Source organism: Buttiauxella agrestis ATCC 33320 (assembly GCF_000735355.1).
GTDB lineage: Bacteria > Pseudomonadota > Gammaproteobacteria > Enterobacterales > Enterobacteriaceae > Buttiauxella > Buttiauxella agrestis.
On the sequence record NZ_JMPI01000029.1, the window covers coordinates 74,493 to 93,166 of the forward strand.

The window sequence follows — 18,674 nt, forward strand, 5'->3', positions numbered from 1 at the left end:
CATTTACAATTGTTACAGGACGTTTAGCACTCGTGATTTTAATGAGAATTATTGATGACTATGCGCCGCAATTATTGCCAGAAATCACTTTGATCTTTACATTGGCGGCCTGAACTCGAGGGAGAAACTGACATGACGTATATCTGGCTAATTGTGGCGATTGTCGCTGAAGTCATCGCGACGACTTCGCTAAAACTTTCTGAAGGCTTTACTCGTTTATGGCCAAGCGTTATCACGATTGTCTTTTATGGCGTGGCGTTTTATTGCCTGTCGGTAACGATGCGCACTATTCCGACTGGAGTGATTTATGCGATTTGGTCCGGGGCAGGAATTGTATTAATTGGGGCGGTGGGCTGGATATTTTTGGGGCAGAAACTCGACTGGCCAGCGATTGCGGGAATGGCGCTGATCATTATTGGCGTGTTAGTTGTCAATCTTTTTTCAAAATCTGTCGCTCACTAATCCCCTCTTTTTACCGTCGATGCTCCCGGCAAAACGCGCGAGCATCGCATACCAATTATTAACCAACCGTAAACCAAATTTTAACTGTTGAGCCTTTTACATAACTGACAATTCTTTTGCTAACTTTCGAAAAGTTGAATAGTCGCCAGACGAAATTATCTATACATTTAGCCCGTCACGTTAATGAGGTGGGCTGGAATGGTTAAGCAATTGAGGTCAAAACTGGGGATGATTTTGCTGTTGGTCGGCGCGGCATTGTTTTCCGGCCAGACCACAGCGCAAACGCATGGACACCTGTACCTGGTGGTGAAAAGTGCCGATATGCTGTTGCGCCACCAGGCAGACAGCGACGAATTGCGCCAGGCAGCTGAAGATTCCGCCGCCGATTTCCGTGAATTTTATTATCACGTCAACGAGCGGCGGCCTGGTACGCATCAACTGTAATTCGCTTTTCGCCGGAAAGCGTGCGCGCAAGCGAAAACGTCGAGGCGCGGCCAGAGTTGTGAAACCTTTAGCACACTGGATGAGAGAAAATGGCGGGGAACTGGAGGGGTAAAAACCCTTACCGACTCGCTTTGCGGCGAAATCAGTAAGGGCCAGATGAGGGTTTATTTGTCGCCGAAATGAATCACAGTACGAATAGATTTCCCTTCGTGCATCAGGTCGAACGCCTCGTTGATTTGCTCAAGCGGCATACGGTGCGTGATAAACGGGTCGAGATTGATTCTGCCCGCCATCGCATCTTCTACCATACCCGGCAACTGCGTGCGCCCTTTGACGCCACCGAACGCTGAACCGCGCCACACACGGCCTGTGACCAACTGGAATGGACGGGTTTTGATTTCCTGACCCGCACCCGCAACGCCAATGATGACGCTTTCGCCCCAGCCTTTGTGGCAGCATTCCAGCGCGGAACGCATAACATTCACGTTGCCAATACATTCAAAGCTGAAATCTACGCCGCCGTCCGTCAACTCCACGATCACGTCCTGAATAGGTTTTTCGTGATCTTTCGGGTTGATGCAGTCGGTCGCGCCCATTTCGGTCGCCAGTTTGAATTTCTCAGGATTGGTATCGATAGCCAGAATACGTCCGGCTTTTGCCTGCACCGCGCCCTGAATAACCGCCAGACCTATGCCGCCCAGACCAAAGACAGCAACGGTATCGCCCTCTTTCACTTTTGCCGTGTTGTGCACCGCACCGATACCGGTGGTGACGCCGCAACCCAGCAGGCAAACTTTATCTAACGGGGCCTGCTCGTTGACTTTTGCCAGTGAAATTTCAGCAACCACAGTGTATTCGCTGAAGGTACTGGTGCCCATATAGTGATAAATCGGCTCGCCGTTGTAGGAGAAACGCGTGGTGCCGTCTGGCATTAAGCCTTTGCCCTGCGTAGCGCGGACCGCCTGGCAAAGGTTAGTTTTTCCAGACTTGCAGAATTTACACTCGCGACATTCTGCGGTGTACAACGGAATGACATGGTCACCGGGTTTCAGGCTGGTGACGCCCTCGCCCACTTCAACCACAATCCCGCCGCCTTCGTGGCCTAACACCGCCGGGAATACGCCTTCAGGATCGTCGCCAGATAAAGTAAACGCATCGGTATGGCACACGCCGGTATGGGTAATTTTCACTAGCACTTCGCCTTTTTGTGGCGGCGCTACGTCAATTTCAACGATTTCAAGCGGTTTGCCTGGGCCAAATGCAACTGCAGCACGTGATTTCATATTCTTCTTCCGTCGTCAGGTGAGAGTGAATGTTATTTTAGATAAGCGCTATTTTAGATAAGAGCGAATTAAATGGCCGACTTCTGCCATGCGCAGCGCACGCTGATCCTCGGAGGTTTCCCCCGCGACCAGTTCATCTTTAAGATGGATTTCCATCATTTCGGCCATCAGGCCATTCGCGGCCCCGCGTACGGCGGCGATTTGTTGCAAGATAGCGATACATGGCTCGCCGCTATCCAGCGCGCGCTCCAGCGCTTCTGTCTGGCCACGAATACGCCGCACGCGAGTCAGAATGCGTTTTTTGTCTTCAGGTGAATGGGGCATTTTGACCTCCTGATACTATAGGGGGGTATGGTACATTGTTTTATCGCGTTTCGCTAACAATCTGCTTATCTGCTTATCTGCTTATCTGCTAATAAAACCATAGACGACGCGGGTGTCCAGTGTTGCAAGTCCACAAAATGAGCATTACGATAACCTGGTTAAAACTCATGCAAAGACTGCGATATTGCAAGTGGATGCGCTATTTCCCGCTGTGAAGAGAATTATCTGACTCAAGCATGACCCTACAGTATCAATATCCTGAACATCTCCGGCATACCCTTGAAACACTTCCGTCGCGTCCCGGCGTGTATATTTTTTATGGTTCGGATCAAACCTTCCCGCTCTATATCGGGAAGAGTATCAACATCCGCAACCGTGTTCTGGCACATTTCAGAACGCAATCGGAAGCGAAATTGCTGCATATGACCACTGACATTGGTTTTCATGAAACCATCGGTGAAATTGGTGCCCTGCTGCTTGAATCGCAACTGATAAAAAACCAAAGCCCATTGTTTAATAAGAGATTACGGGTAGCTCGTAAACTGTGTTCCCTGCGCATTACCGAGAAAACCACGCAATTTGTTTTCAGCAATGAAACTGATTTCACGCATGCGCCAGATTTGTTTGGCCTGTTTAAAACCCGGCATGCGGCTATCGATCAGATAAGAGAGTTAGCGGATCAGGAACGGCTTTGCTATGGCGCACTGGGGCTGGAAAAATTAACACAGGGAAGAGCGTGCTTTCGTTTCTCATTGAAGAAATGTGCAGGCGCATGTTGCGGGCAAGAGACGCTGGAAAACCATCAGCAACGACTCAGAGATTCGCTTGAGTCGTTACGAGTTCGCAGTTGGCCTTATCCCGGGCGCATCGCAATAGAAGAGAAATCAGGCGCGCTCACTGAATACCATATCCTGAATAACTGGTTATATCTGGGGACGGCTCAGTCTCTGGAATCAGGAAAATCAATGATCACGCCCACAACACATTTTGACCGCGACAGTTACAAAATCCTCTGCCGTTACGTATTTGGGCAAGACGGCCTGAATATTGTTGAACTGGATTGAGTTATTTTTTAGTTTTGCTCGGAAACCATCACCGCCATGGTATCGGCTTCCAGCGCCTTAAATAAATGTTCCTCATCAGCGGGATAACAAATGTAATCCCCCGCCTCAAGCTGATGCGCGTTGTCCAGTGTGCCGACCAGCGCTTTGCCTTGCGTGATAATAATATGTTCAACTGACCCTGCTGGATGCGGATGCGAACGCCGCTCTTCGCCCGGTTGCGCCATTAAAAGATACACATCGCGCCGCGCACCTGGTGGGCATGTCGCCAGCAAAATCGCCTGGTAATCTGCACGCTCAGACACTACTTTCGTCCCTTCCCCTTTACGAATAACCTGCGTGGTGTTTGGTTTATCGCAGAAAACGCCCGAGGCGCATAAGGCGGCATATTGGTTATGCGGGATTGGCGTGGCGCTCTTCTGGCCGCTTGGAACGCTGCTGGGCAGTGCGGTGGGTAAACTGTTACCCGCACCGGAAACCATCGGTCTGGATGCGGCGACGGTACTGCTTTTTTCGGTCGCCATCGCCACTACTTTTTACGAGAACGATCATTTTTCTGGCATAGCCCGCGTTACGGGCGTGGCGATTGCCGTGTTTCTTGCCTGGCGCAAAGTCCCACTTATTGCAGTGATCATTATTTCAGCGGCAATCACGGCTACTTTGCGCCAGTTCGGCGTGGCCTGAGATCACTCTTTTTTGCCAGGCATCATGCGCAGCAGCGTGTTGTCTTTCCAGACGTAATGATGAAACAACGCGGCGAAAGCATGAATGCCAATCACGAAGTAGCCGATGTTGGCGAGCAGTTCGTGGTAACTTTTGATGTTGAATTCCATGTCTTCATCCGGCTCAACGGCGTGTGGCATCGGGATCCCCAACACCGACCAGTCGCTGCCTTTGAAGTACACCGTCATGAATCCCAGAATCGGTAACACGATAAACATCAGATAGATAATCGTATGCACCAGGTGCGACATCCCGGTAATCGCGGGGTGTGGCTTGGGCGTGATGGCGGGAGCGCGATACTTAATTCGCACCAGCAGGCGCGAAATCATCAAAATAAAGACGCTGATCCCGCAGGTTACATGGGTCGCGTTAAAAATGGGCCGATACGAACGCGGCGCAAAACCTTTCAGTTCCATGGCGCAATAAGCCCCCACTATCAATAAAAATACCAGCCAATGAAGTGTTATCTGTAACGAGGTGTATTTGCTTCGCATTAAGGTGTCCTGCATAGTCACAATGATTTTTTCCAGGATAACGGCAAATACTTAGAAAATCATTAACATCAGGTGAATTACCGCAACATTTCCTCGCCAGGCCTGGGTTTGCGGCCCCTTCATTTATGGACTATCACTACAGTTGATTAAGAATTCAGCTACTTTCCATGATTAAAAGTGAGGTCCGCGTCATGAAAAAGATCGGTATCAATGGCTTTGGTCGTATAGGTCGCCTGGTGTTACGCCGTGTTCTTGAAACCAAAAGTGAAGTTGAAATTGTTGCTATCAACGATCTCACCTCGCCTGAAGTGCTGGCTTATTTGTTAAAACACGACTCCAGTTACCGCAATTTCAACGGCTCGGTGGATTACACCGACGATGCGTTAATTGTGAACGGCAAAAAAATTGCGGTGTATGCCGAGAAAGACGCCAAAAACATTCCCTGGGGAAAAGTCGGCGTTGAGATAGTCATCGAATGCACCGGTTTCTATACCTCCGAGGAAAAAGCCAGCGCACATCTGGATGCCGGAGCGAAGAAAGTGCTGATCTCCGCCCCTGCTGGCAACATGAAAACCATCGTCTTTAACGTCAACTGCAACACGATTACCCCGGAAGATAAAATTCTTTCCGTCGCTTCCTGCACCACCAATTGCCTCGCGCCAATGGCAAAAGCGCTGCACGACAACTTTGGGATTAAGGTCGGCACCATGACCACTATCCATGCTTACACCGGCACGCAATCGCTGGTAGATGGCCCGCGAGGCAAAGATCTGCGCGCTTCGCGTGCGGCAGCGCAAAATATCATTCCGCATACAACCGGCGCGGCAAAAGCCATTGGTCTGGTGATCCCTGAACTTCAGGGCAAACTCAAAGGCCACGCGCAACGTGTGCCAACGCTGACCGGTTCGGTCACTGAATTAGTGTCGATTCTTGATAAGAAGGTAACGGTCGAGGAGATTAATGCGGCGCTGAAAAAAGCGACCGACGGCAACGAATCGTTTGGCTACACCGACGAGGAAATTGTGTCGTCCGATATTGTCGGCACGAATTTTGGTTCGGTGTTTGATGCCACGCAGACGGAAGTGACTGAAGTGGGTGATTTGCAACTGGTTAAAACCGTGGCCTGGTACGATAACGAGTACGGTTTCGTCACGCAGTTGGTGCGGGTACTGGATGCGGTCGCGCAGGAATAGAATTAACCGCTCCCTGCCCTAATGTTGCAGGGAGCGGTGTTAAAAACTTACTTCAGCAAACGCACTTTAACCGATTTGCCTTTAATTTTACCGCTCTGCAATTGCTTCCACGCATGACGCGCTACAGACTCACGGATCGCGACATAAACGTGCATCGGGTGGACATCAATTTTGCCGATATCTGCGCCATCCAGCCCCAAATCACCGGTCAACGCACCGAGAATATCACCCGGACGCATTTTCGCTTTTTTGCCGCCGTCGATGCACAACGTCGCCATAGTCGCTTCCAGCGGTTTGATGCTTCCGGCCGTAGGCGCGGGCTGCCAGCTCAAAGACAAGTTCAACATCTCAGCTAACACGCTGGCACGCTGGGCTTCTTCCGGCGCACATAGGCTAATTGCCAGGCCACTTTCGCCAGCACGAGCGGTACGACCAATGCGGTGAACGTGAACTTCCGGGTCCCAGGAGAGTTCGTAGTTAATCACCATTTCCAGTGCTTTGATGTCCAGGCCACGCGCTGCAACATCCGTTGCGACCAGCACGCGGCTACTGCCGTTGGCAAAACGCACCAGCGTTTGATCGCGATCGCGCTGTTCCATGTCGCCATGCAGCGCCAGCACGCTTTGGTTACTTTCGGTTAGCGCATCACAAACGGCCTGGCAATCTTTCTTGGTGTTACAGAAGACGACGCAAGACGCAGGTTGATGCTTGCTGAGAAGTTTCTGCAACAGGCTAATTTTGCCACTGCGGGAGATTTCATAGAACTGCTGCTCTACAGAAGGCAATTCATCTACGGAATCAATTTCGATGGTTTCTGGCGAACGCTGCACGCGGGAGCTGATTGATGCAATAGCCGTCGGCCAGGTAGCAGAGAAAAGCAGGGTCTGGCGATCTTGCGGCGCATGGCTAATCACTTCGTCAATGGCGTCAGCAAATCCCATATCCAGCATGCGGTCTGCTTCGTCCAGCACCAGCGTTTGCAAGGCATCGAGCTTGACGGTCTCTTTTTTCAGGTGATCCAGCAAACGGCCTGGCGTTGCGACAATCACATGCGGAGCATGTTGCAGCGAATCGCGCTGAGCGCCAAACGGCTGACCGCCACAAAGCGTGAGCACTTTAATATTCGGCATATAGCGCGCAAGGCGGCGTAATTCTTTTGCCACCTGATCAGCCAGCTCACGAGTCGGGCACAATACCAGCGACTGAGTAATAAACTGACTCGCGTCAATGTGTTGCAGTAAACCCAGACCAAATGCAGCGGTTTTACCACTGCCGGTTTTCGCCTGTGCGCGGACATCTTTCCCAGCCAGAATCGCGGGTAATGCAGCCGCCTGAACAGGCGTCATGGTGTGATAACCAAGTTCGGTGAGGTTGGCGAGTTGTTCTGCAGGCAGAACGTTTAGGGTAGAAAAAGATGTCACAGTTATACTCTCAATTAATGGGCTGTCAGACAGCGTCTGGCGCGCATATTAGCAGATTCGTCGCTGTAACGCGGCAGTTTCCAGCAAATTAGCACTGCCATTTCAAGCCGCACGCTGCGATAAGATCTGATTTGCCCTGGTTGTCATTACTCCAGTATTAAATCTTTCAATTGATCGATAAAGGTTAATCCAAATCGTCTAATTTGATGCGATATAAACAAACCCAAAACAATGCTGAGATAATTCTCATACGAATAACTGGTCGGATTTCTTATTAATAATTACAATGCGATTCTGCGCGCGGTTACTACAAATAAAAAAGGGATTGTTATGAAAAAGTTAATGATAGCAGCTGTTGCTTCTCTGGTTTTATCTGGCTGCGCGCAGCAAACATTCACTATTAATAAAGAAATTGCTGAGAAACCACAGCAAACCACGACACATCACTTCTTTGTAAGCGGTATTGGCCAAACCAAAACTGTTGATGCGGCGGCGGTATGTGGCGGTGCGGATAAAGTTGTGCGTACAGAAGTTCAGCAGACGTTTGCTGACGGTTTCCTCGGCTTTATCACGTTTGGTATTTATACCCCACGTGATGCACGCGTTTATTGCTCTAAGTAAGTTAAATAGCCAGTGTTATGCACTGGCTTTAAATATTTTAATTTACTAAATTCTTACTCAAGTTAAACCCTCCCCGAATTAATACCCGCCTGCGAATATATCCCTCCTCGGTTTTGAGTTCCACGAACCTTCAATTTCATTAGATAAATCATCTAAACAATATGAATTGCGCAAATTTAAATTCTATGGCGATTCATGTTACCCTCCTGTTACCTACATTAGATGACAAGGTGTCTCATGAAATTTGTTCTTTTATTAAGCCTTTTAGGCCTCGTTCATTCTTCTGTATTTGCCGCCACAGCAACCCGACTATCATGCTCAATGCGTGAAAATATGGTGATTTCGCGTTTTGCTTACAGTCTCACGACGATGAAATGGGACGAACACTTTCAGGTTGCCTCCGGAGTCAGACAGAACAAAACCCAGAATGATGTCCCTTTCCGCGTCACACGGTTTCAAAATGGAGATGACCTGGTGTTCTTCCCGGGGAAACAGACCTACTTCATGTTTTATTCCGGCAATCCTGAGCCAGATCGTTGCGTCGTGCTGAGCACAAGTACCTATGAGATTACGCAGTTGCCGCGCTATGAAAAACCAGATGCATAACGGGATTGTGTGAAGCAAAGAGTGTCGCTAAAAGTGATTTTGTTTTGGTCCGCCACCGGAGCCTCGAACCCCGTACTACAACACTGAGGTTGCCGCTCTTCCCGATGAGCTAGTGGCGGTTTTTAACGCATGCCTGACCCTTCATTTCATAATCACATGAAGATTATATAGATTGGCCGGCGGCGCATAATACATAAGTGAAATTATCCATGCAATAAATATGGTTTTAATAGGGCAAACTTATTTTAATCTCTTTAAAACCACGCCATTGAGAAACGCTTTTTACTTCATTTCGTGCTGACTTTCGTCGCCGCAATCCGTACCATACACGCCATGTAGCATGGCTATGCCCCTGCGGTGCCCCTTTTCGAGTTAGAGCGTCAACTAAATGCAAGATAAACAAGAAGTTACTAAAAAAGAACAATACAACCTGAACAAATTACAGAAACGTCTGCGTCGTAACGTGGGCGAAGCTATCGCTGATTACAACATGATTGTAGAAGGCGATCGCATTATGGTTTGCCTGTCCGGTGGCAAAGACAGCTACACCATGCTGGAAATTCTGCGTAATTTGCAGCAGAGCGCGCCGATCAATTTCAGCCTGGTGGCAGTTAACCTCGACCAGAAGCAACCCGGTTTCCCTGAGCACATTCTGCCTGCGTACCTGGAAAGCATTGGTGTTGAGTACAAAATTGTCGAAGAAAACACTTACGGCATCGTAAAAGACAAGATTCCAGAAGGGAAAACCACCTGTTCGCTCTGCTCTCGTTTGCGCCGTGGCATTCTCTATCGCACCGCAACCGAGTTAGGGGCAACGAAAATTGCCCTTGGCCACCATCGCGATGACATTCTTCAGACGATGTTCCTGAATATGTTCTACGGCGGCAAAATGAAAGGCATGCCACCAAAACTGATGAGCGATGACGGCAAGCACATTGTGATTCGCCCGCTGGCCTACTGCCGCGAGAAAGACATTGAGCGTTTCGCCATCGCGCGTGAATACCCGATTATTCCGTGCAACCTGTGTGGTTCGCAGCCAAACCTCCAGCGCCAGGTGATTGGCGAGATGCTGCGCGACTGGGATAAACGTTATCCTGGCCGTATCGAAACCATGTTCAGCGCGATGCAAAATGTGGTGCCTTCGCATATGTGCGATACCACGCTGTTTGATTTCAAAGGCCTGAAGCACGGTGCGGAAGTTGTAGACGGTGGCGATTTAGCGTTCGACCGCGAAGAGTTGCCTATGCAGCCTGTTGGCTGGCAGCCAGAAGACGAAGACAGTGATTCCCCTGTGCAACGCCTCGATATCCTCGAAATAAAATAGTCACATCATCCCTCTCCGGCAACGGAGAGGGAAACCTTCACATGTGCGGCGGCGGGTCGATAATCGGTTTTGGATCGGGATCAAGCGGCGGGTCGGGTATCGGCTGCGGCCTGGGAATTGGATCGGGCACAGGCGTGGGTTCGCTCGGGAATGTCGGGTCGCTCATGAATAAGCTTCGATAAAAAGTCATTATGGCCTCCAGTTTTGTTCCTTCCCTTTAAGCATAGACAACAAATCGCAGACAAAAAAAAGCCGACTAATAGTCGGCTCGTACGAATCAATTGTGCTATGCAGTAATTCTAAAAAAGGAAGTAAGACAATATGGAGCGCAACGCCCATCGCTTGACGTTGCATTCACCTGCGAGAGAGATAGTGCCTTGAACCGTCGTTCCAGTTATTGACCTGGCTCAATTATCGCAGTCTTTTTTAGTAAGCGCTTTGTTAAAAATGTTAAATTTTACAGCCATTTACTGCGATGTAACCACCAGGCAACACCACCAATAAGAACCACCAACATGATGCAAAACAGGCTAAAACCAAAATGCCAGCCGCCGCCTGGAATGCCGCCTAAATTCACACCAAATAGCCCCGTCAAAAACGTGCTTGGCAAGAAAACCATCGCCATTAATGACATGGTATAGGTGCGACGCCCCATCGCTTCCTGCATCACCTGGGCGATTTCATCTGCCATCACAGCAGTACGCGCAATACAGGCGTCGATTTCATCAAGCCCGCGCCCTAACCTGTCGGAAATATCCTGCATCCGACGACGGTGATCATCGGTCATCCACGGCAGTCGCTCACTCGAAAGACGTGCATAGACATCCCGCTGCGGCGCCATATAACGGCGCATCACAATCAGCTGTTTACGCAGTAAAGCCAGAAAACCTCGGGGAGGGATTTGTTGATCGAGCAAGTTATCTTCGAGATCAATAATTTTGTCATGCAACTGTTCAATAAACTCGCTGGCATGGTCAGTCAGCGCGTCGCAAACATCCACCAGCCAACCGCCCGTATCGGCCGGACCTGCGCCCTCTTTGAGGTCATTCACCACGTCATCGAGCGCCAGTACCCGGCGCTGACGCGTTGAGACAATAAGCCGTTCGTCGATGTATAACCGCATTGCGACGAGTTGGTCTGGGCGTTCATCGGTACTACCGTTGATGCAGCGCAACGTGATGAGCGTCCCTTCGCCAATGCGCGTCACACGCGGGCGCAAACTTTCGCCGGCCAGCGCATCGCGGGCATAATTGGGCAGTAAAGGTGTGGTCGCCAGCCAGTTTGCGCTATCGGAATGGGTATAATTTAAATGCAGCCAACCAGGATGTGCAGCATCGATAGTGTCATTATCTTCGATGGTTTTGACGCCGCCATTGCCATCGAGTTGCCAGGCTAATACGGCGTCCGGCACTTTTAAATCGTGCCCTTTAATGGTTTCCAAAGCATTTCTCCACGTATTGCCACATTTCTGTTGTCAGTCTAGCCGTCTTCTTTTGTTATGTAACTCGGAAAAATAGGCAAACTTCCTGAATTTGCTCAATAAAAAATGTTACATTTCTGTTGTTTTTCAGATACAGCAATGCCACCAGGGCATACGGAGATGATGTTTGCTAGACGTACGCAGAACTTACACCAATTTAGATTTTCGCCTAAAGGTCATGCGGCAACGCGCAATCACAATCAGTGGTGTCTGGTTTTTGTGGATTAACTTATTGTTCTGCTTATTTATTTTAGGCCGACACTACTTTTCGCCGATAAAACAAATCGCCAGCATCACCCAATCATATCCCGTGCTAGAACTGCTTATGGGGTTGATACTCGCCATCTCGTCTTCGGTGATTTTCCTTTTGCGAATGGCCCCCGATCAACACGCCGAGTGGCTGAGTAAGTGCCTGCACGGGGCATTACTGGGCATCAGCGCTCTTTGGGTGTGTTGTTTTTACATCTTCATTGCCAGCGGCGATTCGCGGATTGTGTTCCCCTTCGCTGCGTTGCTGATTTTCACCGCGCTGATTTCACTCTATTTTGATACCCGCGTTTTACTGAGTTTCACCCTGCCCATTTGGGTGGTGATTCTGATTTGTAATTTTGTTTATCCTTCCGACCTCACGGTGCTTAATGCGCTGTTGTATATCCTGCTGGCTGGCTTGTTTGAGTCGGGCCGCCGGATTTTGTGCGGTTGGTTTATTCTGGCCGTCCGCCGTGAGCATGAAAACAGAGATTTGATAACACAGTTACAAACGCTGGCTAACCGCGATCCGTTAACCGGGATTGCCAATCGACGGGTGTTCCATCTGTTGCTGGATAAAGCGCTGCAACGTGAGGAACAATGCAACTCGCCGCTGTCAGTGATTATGTTAGACGTCGATCACTTCAAAAAATATAACGACCATTACGGTCATCAGGCCGGTGATGAATGCCTGATAAAAGTCGCTAAATGCCTTGAAGATGCAGTTCGTTCGACACAAGATGTTGCGGCGCGGTTTGGAGGCGAGGAGTTTATTGTGCTGCTTCCTGATACCCCTGCGCAGCAGGCGATTGAGGTGGCAGAACGCATCCAACAGAACTTAAAAGCACTGGCGATTCCCCATGCCGGGTCGCTTGTATTACCCTACGTCACAATGAGTCTCGGTATCGCGATTTGGGAGCCGGGCATGTCTGCTACGCGACTGATTGCGCAAGCTGATGCGGCGCTGTATCAGGCCAAAGAACAAGGCCGGAACCAGTGGCAACTTTTCCATACTGAAGAATGAGAAGAAAATGAAAATTGGCGTTTTGTTCCCAATAGCCATCATCGTGGCCGCAATCGTGTTTATCACCTGGTTTATTGTCGGGGGTTACGCCACTTCTGTTTCGTGATGAAACAAAAAAGGCCCTGATGCAAGTCAGGGCCTTTAAGATCTAAGTTTAATTAATGCGCCACGATATACATGGTACGGCTGTAAGCAACATCTTCAGGGTTATTAATCGGATACCCTTTCAGCCATGGCTTGATTAAGCGACCATTGGTGTACTGGTAAATCGGTGCGATCGGGGCTTTTTCCTGGAGGATTTTTTCCGCCTGATTGTAATCTTTATTACGCGCGGCATCAGTTGTTTCCAGGCTTGCCTGCTCCAGAACTTTGTCATATTCCGGGGAGTTGAAGCGCGAAATATTACCGCTGTGCGTTGAAGTTAACAGCGACAGGAACGTCGAAGGCTCGTTGTAATCCCCCACCCACGAAGCACGAATTACATCGAAGTTACCGGTGTTGCGGCTATCAATGTACGTTTTCCATTCTTGGTTTTGTAGCTTCACATCCACACCAAGATTTTTCTTCCACATTGATGCCACTGCAATCGCAATCTTCTGATGGTTTTCAGACGTGTTATACAGCAGCGTTAATTTAAGCGGTTTGTTCGGGCCATAGCCTGCCGCTTGCAGCAGTGTTTTAGCCTGAGCGTTGGCTTCTTCCTGGCTCATTTGCTCAAATGGTGAAGGCTCTGGCGTAAAGCCCGCCGTCACATCTGGCGTAAAGCGCCATGCCGGTTTCTCACCTGTGCCCAATACCTTTTCAGCCATGATATGACGGTCAATCGACATGCTCAGGGCAAGACGCACGCGCGCGTCAGCCGTCGGGCCTTTCTGGGTGTTAAAGGCGTAATAATAGGTGCCCAACTGTGGCGGGGTATAAACTTGCCCCGGAATATCTTTCAATAATTTTTGATAGAGGTTTTTCGGGAATGACTCAGTGATATCAATGTCTCCCGCCAGATAACGCTTGGTGGCCGAAGATTCCTGGTTGATAGGAATGAATGTCACCTCGGTGATGACCGTTTTGCTGTTATCCCAGTAATTTTTATTCTGCACCGCCACCAGTTTTTCGTTCACGATGCGATCTTTCAGCGCATACGCCCCGTTGCCAACCAGGTTGCCAGGTTTGGTCCAGTCATTGCCGAATTTCTCAACCACTGCTTTTGGCACCGGATAGAGCGAGAAGTTAGCGGTCAGATTCGGGAAGTATGGTACGGGCTTATCGAGATTAATGCGCAGCGTTCTATCATCAACCGCCGTCACGCCCAGTTTATCCGCAGGCATTTTGCCATCAATAATGGCTTGCGCATTGTTGATGCCAGCAAGGGCGGCGAACCAGGCAAATGGTGAGGTGTTTTTCGGATCAACCAAACGCTGCCAGCTATAAACGAAATCTTGTGCGGTAACCGGTGAGCCATCAGACCAGCGCGCGTTGTCGCGCAGGGTAAATGTCCAGGTACGGTTGTCATTACTTTGCCATTTGGTGGCGACACCGGGTTCGAGCTGCCCTTTTTCGTTCTGGTTAACCAGGCCTTCAAACAAATCACGGATCACCTGAATTTCTGGCAACCCAACGGCTTTGGCGGGATCAAGAGAAGCCGGTTCATCTTTAATATGACGAACCAGTGTTTGGTCAGCCGCGAGTTTAGTGCCAGCAGGGACATCCGCCGCCCAGGCATTAGAAAAGAGGCTGGCAATGGCTAATGCGCAACAAGTAGTCAAAAAACGCTTTTTCATGTTTTACCCTTATGAATAATTTTGTTTGGGCCAGCACTACGCTCACGCCAGTGACAGACAAACAATGTAACGCAATCAACTGTTTTGCCAATAACAAAAATAAATAACGTGACGAAAATCGCCTCCCGGCGGGGTTTTTGTGAATATCGGCGCAAAGGATGAACTGGTCTGACAGGAGATTGTTTCAGATGAGTTTTTTTTAAATCACTGCTATTACTATCAGCATTAAAAATCTGAGTCGATTTAAGGAATGCTATGTCAGCCCACCGCCCACGTTCACAACGCGGTCATTTGCCGAAAGGCTCCGAGCGTTATGGCAAATCTGTGTTTGGCGCGCCGCTTATCTGGTTCCCGGCCGCACCGAGTGAACAACGCAGCGGCTTAATCATTGCAGGCACGCATGGCGATGAAAATGCGGCCATGGTCACGTTGTCTTGCGCACTGCGCACCCTGGAACCCAAACACCGCCGTCATCACGTTGTGCTGGCGGTGAATCCTGACGGTTGCCAACTGGGTTTACGCGCTAATGCCAACGGTGTGGATTTAAATCGTAATTTCCCGGCGGCAAACTGGAAATCTGGCGAAACCGTTTATCGCTGGAACAGCAGTGCCGATGCACGCGACGTGGTGTTATCGACCGGCAACAAGCCCGGTTCTGAGCCAGAAACTGCTGCGTTATGTCAGCTGATTCATACGTTACAACCTGCATGGATTGTCTCTTTCCACGATCCGTTAGGCTGTATTGAAGATCCCGATAATTCGCCGCTTGGCGCATGGCTTGCGAAAGAGTTTGCGTTGCCGTTAGTGACCAGTGTGGGCTATGAAACTCCAGGGTCATTTGGCAGTTGGTGTGCCGATTTAGGCCTACCTTGTATTACCGCAGAATTCCCGCCCATCTCGGCTGACGAAGCGAGTGAGCGGTATCTGGATGCCATGATGGGCTTACTGCACTGGCAAAAATAAAAGTCTTACGGATAAAGTTTCCCGGTTTCAAAGTGCAAACCGGGTTCAACATCCACCGCAAGCCAGGTTGGGCCATCGAGATCGGCGAAACGGACTTTCGCCGCCAGCGGTAAAGCGGCGGCGATAGCTCTGGATGTACACAACATACAGCCCAACATCACATCAAATCCTGCTTCGCGAGCGGCCTGCGTTAAGGCCAACGCTTCGGTTAAACCACCGGTTTTATCCAGCTTCACGTTCACCATTTCGTAGCGCCCTTTCAGCCCGGCAAGGCTTTCACGAGTATGGCAACTCTCATCCGCGCAAATAGGCAATGGATGGATGAAATTCGCCAGCGCACTGTCCTGCCCGGCAGGCAGCGGCTGTTCAAGCATCGCCACATTCAGATCGGCGAGTAACTGGCAACGCGCCGCCAGGCCGTCACTTTTCCAGGCTTCATTGGCATCAACGATAATCACTGCCTCTGGCACGGCGGCACGAATCGCCACCATGCGCTCGGTAATGAGTCGGTCGTCAATTTTAACCTTTAACAGACGCGCGCCTTTATCCCACAGCAGTTTCGCGGCGGCCGCCATTTGTTCAGGTTCGGCAATACCGACGGTTTGTGCCGTGGTCACCAGTTCCGGGAGTTCGACCCCAGCAATATGAGAAAGCGTCCGTTGTTTGCGTCGGGCTTCTAAATCCCACAATGCGCTATCAATGGCATTACGCGCAGCGCCCGCCGTGAGTGCATCTTGCAGTTGCGCACGCGTCATTCCTTTTTCCAACTGGGGAATCACCGTGGTGATTTGCGCCAGCACCGATTCCACACTCTCGCCATAGCGCGGATACGGGGTGCACTCACCCACCGCTTTAATGCCGTCTTCTTCCAATTCGACCACCACAACTACCGCTTCGCTGCGTCTACCACGTGAAATCACAAACGGTGTATGGAGGGGCCACGCTTCCTGGTAAACCTTGACTGTTCTCATTATTTTTTGCCTGTCGTCGTTGTTTTTATCGTTGCCAGAGTATAGCCAGAGAACACTTTTACTTGCAGTATCAGTTTTTTATATTCAGATGATGAATACTGACATACACTGTCGGCGGCGTTAATTATATGTAAAAAGGAAAATCAAACATGTCACAAATCGTTCATTTCCAGGGCAACCCTGTAGCGGTTGCAGGTCAGATCCCACAAGCTGGCAACAAAGCTGAAGCTTTCTCACTGGTAGCTAAAGATCTGTCTGACGTTACTCTGAGCCAGTTCGATGGAAAACGTAAAGTCCTGAACATTTTCCCAAGCATTGATACCGGCGTTTGTGCGGCTTCCGTGCGCAAATTCAACCAACTGGCGACAGAAATGGATAACACCGTTGTACTGTGTGTTTCCGCTGACCTGCCATTTGCACAATCTCGCTTCTGCGGCGCAGAAGGCCTGAGCAATGTTGTCACACTGTCTACTCTGCGTAACCCAGAGTTCCAGCAAGCGTACGGTGTGGGTATTTCTGAAGGCGCACTGAAAGGCCTGACGGCTCGTGCCGTAGTGGTTCTTAATGAGAAAGACGAAGTGGTATTCAGCGAGTTAGTGAACGAAATCACTAATGAGCCAGATTATGCCGCAGCACTGGAAGCTCTGAAGGCTTAAGTGTGAATGCCCCCGTGAACCGGGGGCATATTGGTTACTCTTCTGTTTTACGCTGGCTCAGGCCGTATTCACGTAATTTGTTCGCAATCGCGGTGTGCGAAACGCCCAAACGTTTAGCCAACTTACGCGTACTTGGATAAGTACGATAAAGCTGTGTGAGCACCGAACGCTCAAAGCGGCTGGTAATATCATCCAGCGACCCTTCCATTGCTTCTTCCCCAACCACTAAACTCGCCGTATCAAAATCTGGCAGCAAAATGTCTTGCGGACGTAACTCGTACCCTTCCAGTTGGGTTAATGCGCGGTAGATAGCATTCTTTAACTGACGCACGTTGCCCGGCCAACCATAACGCGTTAACACATTACTTAAGTCATTGGCCAGTTTTGGACGCGGAACACCTTGCTCATCGGCAAAACGGGCCACAAACAGCTCGGTCAGCGGCATGATATCTTGCGGGCGGTCACGCAGCGGCGGCAAATTCAGCGTGAGGACGTTCAGGCGATAATAGAGATCTTCACGGAATTCGCCTTTTTGAACCATTTCAATCAGGTTCTTTTGCGTCGCACAAATCACGCGCACATCAACATGAACTTCATGTTCCTCGCCCACGCGGCGGAATGTCCCGTCGTTGAGGAAACGCAGCAGTTTTGTCTGCATACGCGGCGACATTTCGCCGATCTCATCCAGCAAAACTGAGCCACCGTTGGCCTGCTCGAAGAAGCCCTTTTTACCTTCGACAGCATTGGCGTATGCGCCTGGTGCATGGCCAAACAATTCGCTTTCAACCACGTCATCCGGCATCGAGCCGCAATTGAGTGCCAGATACGGTTTCTGCGCCCGTGGACTGCCAAGATGGCAAGCATGAGCCAGCAAATCTTTACCGGTTCCGGTATCACCCACAATCAGCAGCGGTGCATTCAGCAATGCCAGTTTATGTGCCTGATCAACCACATGGCGCATTTTCGGGCTGACAGCGACAATCTGGCTAAACGCGCCAACATCGGTATTAGAGAGGTTCTGGAGCTGGCGCCCCATGCGGACCGTTGAACGCAGCATCACCACCGCGCCGACTAACGTCGCGCCTTCGTTTTCGCTATCAAGATGAACCGGCGTGATTTCCATCAGGAAATTCTGCCCGTTAATCACCACGTGTTCGGTATGAGATTCCGTCGGCGCACTTTCCAGCCAACGCATAAAGTTAAAACCGTTCACCAGGCTCGCGGCGTTATGGTTACGCAACTTGTCTTCGTTTTGGCCGAACAGTGCACAGCTCGCCGGATTCGCCAGCTCCACTTTGCTTTTCATATCCAGCGACAGCACTGGTTCAGGCAGCGCTTCAAGCAAGGCGCTTAACGCACGATGTTCGCGCTCGGACGGCATCCACGGCACGGTACGCACGTCCGTCACTCCCGGGATGCGACGAATTTCAGCCATCAGACTGCTGAATGTATCGAAGTCGAGAGTAGAGAAATTCAGGTAGATTCGCCCAATGGGATCAATTTCGATACCGCGCAAATCAATACTGCGCAGCACCAGTAAATCAAGTAATTCACGGGTAAGACCAAGACGGTCCTGGCAAAAAACTTCCAGACGCAT

Annotated in this window: 21 protein-coding genes and 1 pseudogene; 12 read left to right on the plus strand and 10 right to left on the minus strand. The window is 50.1% G+C overall.

The window, feature by feature from the left end; all coding sequences use genetic code 11:
* Positions 1-132 precede the first annotated feature (132 nt).
* Together GBAG_RS09775 and GBAG_RS09780 are read left to right on the plus strand one after the other, a co-directional pair.
* The gene (locus GBAG_RS09775) at positions 133-462 is read left to right on the plus strand and encodes an SMR family transporter (protein ID WP_034495516.1); all 330 of its coding nucleotides are present in this window, start codon (positions 133-135) and stop codon (positions 460-462) included.
* A gap of 198 nt (positions 463-660) precedes the next feature.
* Positions 661-906 carry a DUF2554 family protein gene (locus GBAG_RS09780; RefSeq protein WP_051873681.1) on the plus strand — a complete coding sequence of 82 codons (246 nt, stop codon included), beginning with the start codon at positions 661-663 and terminating at the stop codon, positions 904-906.
* 164 nt (positions 907-1,070) lie between these two features.
* On the opposite strand, the gene GBAG_RS09785 is transcribed toward GBAG_RS09780, so the two are convergent.
* Entirely contained in the window at positions 1,071-2,189 is a 1,119-nt protein-coding gene (locus GBAG_RS09785; RefSeq protein ID WP_034495521.1) for an S-(hydroxymethyl)glutathione dehydrogenase/class III alcohol dehydrogenase, read from the minus strand.
* 48 nt (positions 2,190-2,237) lie between these two features.
* Positions 2,238-2,513: a metal/formaldehyde-sensitive transcriptional repressor gene (locus GBAG_RS09790; RefSeq protein WP_034495523.1), complete on the minus strand. Its 276-nt coding sequence runs from the start codon at positions 2,511-2,513 to the stop codon at positions 2,238-2,240.
* Between the two features lie 236 nt (positions 2,514-2,749).
* Between GBAG_RS09790 and cho the strand changes: the two genes are divergently transcribed.
* Positions 2,750-3,577: an excinuclease Cho gene (gene cho, locus GBAG_RS09795; protein WP_034495526.1), complete on the plus strand. Its 828-nt coding sequence runs from the start codon at positions 2,750-2,752 to the stop codon at positions 3,575-3,577.
* Between the two features lie 8 nt (positions 3,578-3,585).
* On the opposite strand, the pseudogene GBAG_RS09800 reads toward cho, so the two are convergent.
* Positions 3,586-3,921, minus strand: a pseudogene (locus tag GBAG_RS09800) (cupin domain-containing protein); the annotation flags it as partial.
* 55 nt (positions 3,922-3,976) lie between these two features.
* Between GBAG_RS09800 and GBAG_RS22715 the strand changes: the two are divergent.
* The gene (locus tag GBAG_RS22715; protein WP_034495711.1) at positions 3,977-4,258 is read left to right on the plus strand and encodes a hypothetical protein; all 282 of its coding nucleotides are present in this window, start codon (positions 3,977-3,979) and stop codon (positions 4,256-4,258) included.
* 2 nt (positions 4,259-4,260) lie between these two features.
* On the opposite strand, the gene cybB is transcribed toward GBAG_RS22715, so the two are convergent.
* Complete coding sequence (gene cybB, locus GBAG_RS09810; RefSeq protein WP_034495529.1) at positions 4,261-4,791, minus strand: cytochrome b561; 531 nt, start codon at positions 4,789-4,791, stop codon at positions 4,261-4,263.
* Between the two features lie 191 nt (positions 4,792-4,982).
* On the opposite strand from cybB, the gene gap reads away from it, so the two are divergent.
* Positions 4,983-5,984 carry a type I glyceraldehyde-3-phosphate dehydrogenase gene (gene gap, locus GBAG_RS09815; protein WP_034495712.1) on the plus strand — a complete coding sequence of 334 codons (1,002 nt, stop codon included), beginning with the start codon at positions 4,983-4,985 and terminating at the stop codon, positions 5,982-5,984.
* Between the two features lie 47 nt (positions 5,985-6,031).
* Here the strand turns inward: gap and dbpA are convergent, their stop codons facing one another.
* Positions 6,032-7,405 carry an ATP-dependent RNA helicase DbpA gene (gene dbpA, locus GBAG_RS09820; RefSeq protein ID WP_034495531.1) on the minus strand — a complete coding sequence of 458 codons (1,374 nt, stop codon included), beginning with the start codon at positions 7,403-7,405 and terminating at the stop codon, positions 6,032-6,034.
* Positions 7,406-7,735: 330 nt separating this feature from the next.
* Between dbpA and GBAG_RS09825 the strand changes: the two genes are divergently transcribed.
* The 3 genes from GBAG_RS09825 to ttcA all read left to right on the plus strand — a co-directional run bounded on the left by GBAG_RS09825 (position 7,736) and on the right by ttcA (position 9,956).
* Complete coding sequence (locus GBAG_RS09825; protein ID WP_034495534.1) at positions 7,736-8,026, plus strand: Bor family protein; 291 nt, start codon at positions 7,736-7,738, stop codon at positions 8,024-8,026.
* Between the two features lie 237 nt (positions 8,027-8,263).
* Positions 8,264-8,632: a hypothetical protein gene (locus GBAG_RS23075; protein ID WP_232062578.1), complete on the plus strand. Its 369-nt coding sequence runs from the start codon at positions 8,264-8,266 to the stop codon at positions 8,630-8,632.
* A gap of 388 nt (positions 8,633-9,020) precedes the next feature.
* On the plus strand, positions 9,021-9,956 hold the full coding sequence (gene ttcA / locus GBAG_RS09835) for a tRNA 2-thiocytidine(32) synthetase TtcA (protein WP_034495539.1): 936 nt from the start codon (positions 9,021-9,023) through the stop codon (positions 9,954-9,956).
* Positions 9,957-9,993: 37 nt separating this feature from the next.
* Here ttcA and ynaL read toward each other — a convergent pair whose 3' ends face one another.
* Positions 9,994-10,146, minus strand: coding sequence for a proline-rich small protein YnaL (ynaL, locus tag GBAG_RS22720; protein WP_156104874.1), 153 nt, complete (start codon positions 10,144-10,146; stop codon positions 9,994-9,996).
* Between the two features lie 267 nt (positions 10,147-10,413).
* A complete protein-coding gene (gene zntB / locus GBAG_RS09840; RefSeq protein WP_034495542.1) occupies positions 10,414-11,397 on the minus strand; it encodes a zinc transporter ZntB in 984 nt (327 codons plus the stop codon).
* A gap of 217 nt (positions 11,398-11,614) precedes the next feature.
* Here zntB and GBAG_RS09845 point away from each other — a divergent pair, with 217 nt between their 5' ends.
* Positions 11,615-12,709, plus strand: a complete 1,095-nt coding sequence (locus tag GBAG_RS09845; protein ID WP_051873682.1) for a GGDEF domain-containing protein — start codon at positions 11,615-11,617, stop codon at positions 12,707-12,709.
* 7 nt (positions 12,710-12,716) lie between these two features.
* Positions 12,717-12,815, plus strand: coding sequence for a YoaK family small membrane protein (locus tag GBAG_RS22725; protein WP_034495548.1), 99 nt, complete (start codon positions 12,717-12,719; stop codon positions 12,813-12,815).
* Positions 12,816-12,867: 52 nt separating this feature from the next.
* Here the strand turns inward: GBAG_RS22725 and GBAG_RS09855 are convergent, their stop codons facing one another.
* A complete protein-coding gene (locus tag GBAG_RS09855) occupies positions 12,868-14,487 on the minus strand; it encodes a peptide ABC transporter substrate-binding protein (RefSeq protein WP_034495550.1) in 1,620 nt (539 codons plus the stop codon).
* Positions 14,488-14,742: 255 nt separating this feature from the next.
* Between GBAG_RS09855 and mpaA the strand changes: the two genes are divergently transcribed.
* A complete protein-coding gene (gene mpaA / locus GBAG_RS09860; protein ID WP_034495554.1) occupies positions 14,743-15,450 on the plus strand; it encodes a murein tripeptide amidase MpaA in 708 nt (235 codons plus the stop codon).
* Positions 15,451-15,455: 5 nt separating this feature from the next.
* Here the strand turns inward: mpaA and ycjG are convergent, their stop codons facing one another.
* The gene (ycjG, locus tag GBAG_RS09865; protein WP_034495557.1) at positions 15,456-16,421 is read right to left on the minus strand and encodes an L-Ala-D/L-Glu epimerase; all 966 of its coding nucleotides are present in this window, start codon (positions 16,419-16,421) and stop codon (positions 15,456-15,458) included.
* A gap of 149 nt (positions 16,422-16,570) precedes the next feature.
* Between ycjG and tpx the strand changes: the two genes are divergently transcribed.
* Positions 16,571-17,077 (plus strand): thiol peroxidase, encoded by a 507-nt coding sequence (gene tpx, locus GBAG_RS09870; RefSeq protein ID WP_034495560.1) that lies wholly within the window; start codon positions 16,571-16,573, stop codon positions 17,075-17,077.
* Between the two features lie 34 nt (positions 17,078-17,111).
* Here the strand turns inward: tpx and tyrR are convergent, their stop codons facing one another.
* Entirely contained in the window at positions 17,112-18,674 is a 1,563-nt protein-coding gene (gene tyrR / locus GBAG_RS09875; RefSeq protein WP_034495563.1) for a transcriptional regulator TyrR, read from the minus strand.

What these genes read in the sequence shown, in the direction of transcription:
- GBAG_RS09775 (WP_034495516.1), top strand. Translation starts at nt 133, where the DNA reads ATGACGTATATCTGGCTAATTGTGGCGATTGTCGCTGAAGTCATCGCG.
- GBAG_RS09780 (WP_051873681.1), top strand. Translation starts at nt 661, where the DNA reads ATGGTTAAGCAATTGAGGTCAAAACTGGGGATGATTTTGCTGTTGGTC.
- GBAG_RS09785 (WP_034495521.1), bottom strand. Translation starts at nt 2,189, where the DNA reads ATGAAATCACGTGCTGCAGTTGCATTTGGCCCAGGCAAACCGCTTGAA.
- GBAG_RS09790 (WP_034495523.1), bottom strand. Translation starts at nt 2,513, where the DNA reads ATGCCCCATTCACCTGAAGACAAAAAACGCATTCTGACTCGCGTGCGG.
- cho (WP_034495526.1), top strand. Translation starts at nt 2,750, where the DNA reads ATGACCCTACAGTATCAATATCCTGAACATCTCCGGCATACCCTTGAA.
- cybB (WP_034495529.1), bottom strand. Translation starts at nt 4,791, where the DNA reads ATGCGAAGCAAATACACCTCGTTACAGATAACACTTCATTGGCTGGTA.
- gap (WP_034495712.1), top strand. Translation starts at nt 4,983, where the DNA reads ATGAAAAAGATCGGTATCAATGGCTTTGGTCGTATAGGTCGCCTGGTG.
- GBAG_RS09825 (WP_034495534.1), top strand. Translation starts at nt 7,736, where the DNA reads ATGAAAAAGTTAATGATAGCAGCTGTTGCTTCTCTGGTTTTATCTGGC.
- GBAG_RS23075 (WP_232062578.1), top strand. Translation starts at nt 8,264, where the DNA reads ATGAAATTTGTTCTTTTATTAAGCCTTTTAGGCCTCGTTCATTCTTCT.
- ttcA (WP_034495539.1), top strand. Translation starts at nt 9,021, where the DNA reads ATGCAAGATAAACAAGAAGTTACTAAAAAAGAACAATACAACCTGAAC.
- ynaL (WP_156104874.1), bottom strand. Translation starts at nt 10,146, where the DNA reads ATGACTTTTTATCGAAGCTTATTCATGAGCGACCCGACATTCCCGAGC.
- GBAG_RS09845 (WP_051873682.1), top strand. Translation starts at nt 11,615, where the DNA reads ATGCGGCAACGCGCAATCACAATCAGTGGTGTCTGGTTTTTGTGGATT.
- GBAG_RS22725 (WP_034495548.1), top strand. Translation starts at nt 12,717, where the DNA reads ATGAAAATTGGCGTTTTGTTCCCAATAGCCATCATCGTGGCCGCAATC.
- GBAG_RS09855 (WP_034495550.1), bottom strand. Translation starts at nt 14,487, where the DNA reads ATGAAAAAGCGTTTTTTGACTACTTGTTGCGCATTAGCCATTGCCAGC.
- mpaA (WP_034495554.1), top strand. Translation starts at nt 14,743, where the DNA reads ATGTCAGCCCACCGCCCACGTTCACAACGCGGTCATTTGCCGAAAGGC.
- ycjG (WP_034495557.1), bottom strand. Translation starts at nt 16,421, where the DNA reads ATGAGAACAGTCAAGGTTTACCAGGAAGCGTGGCCCCTCCATACACCG.
- tpx (WP_034495560.1), top strand. Translation starts at nt 16,571, where the DNA reads ATGTCACAAATCGTTCATTTCCAGGGCAACCCTGTAGCGGTTGCAGGT.
- tyrR (WP_034495563.1), bottom strand. Translation starts at nt 18,674, where the DNA reads ATGCGTCTGGAAGTTTTTTGCCAGGACCGTCTTGGTCTTACCCGTGAA.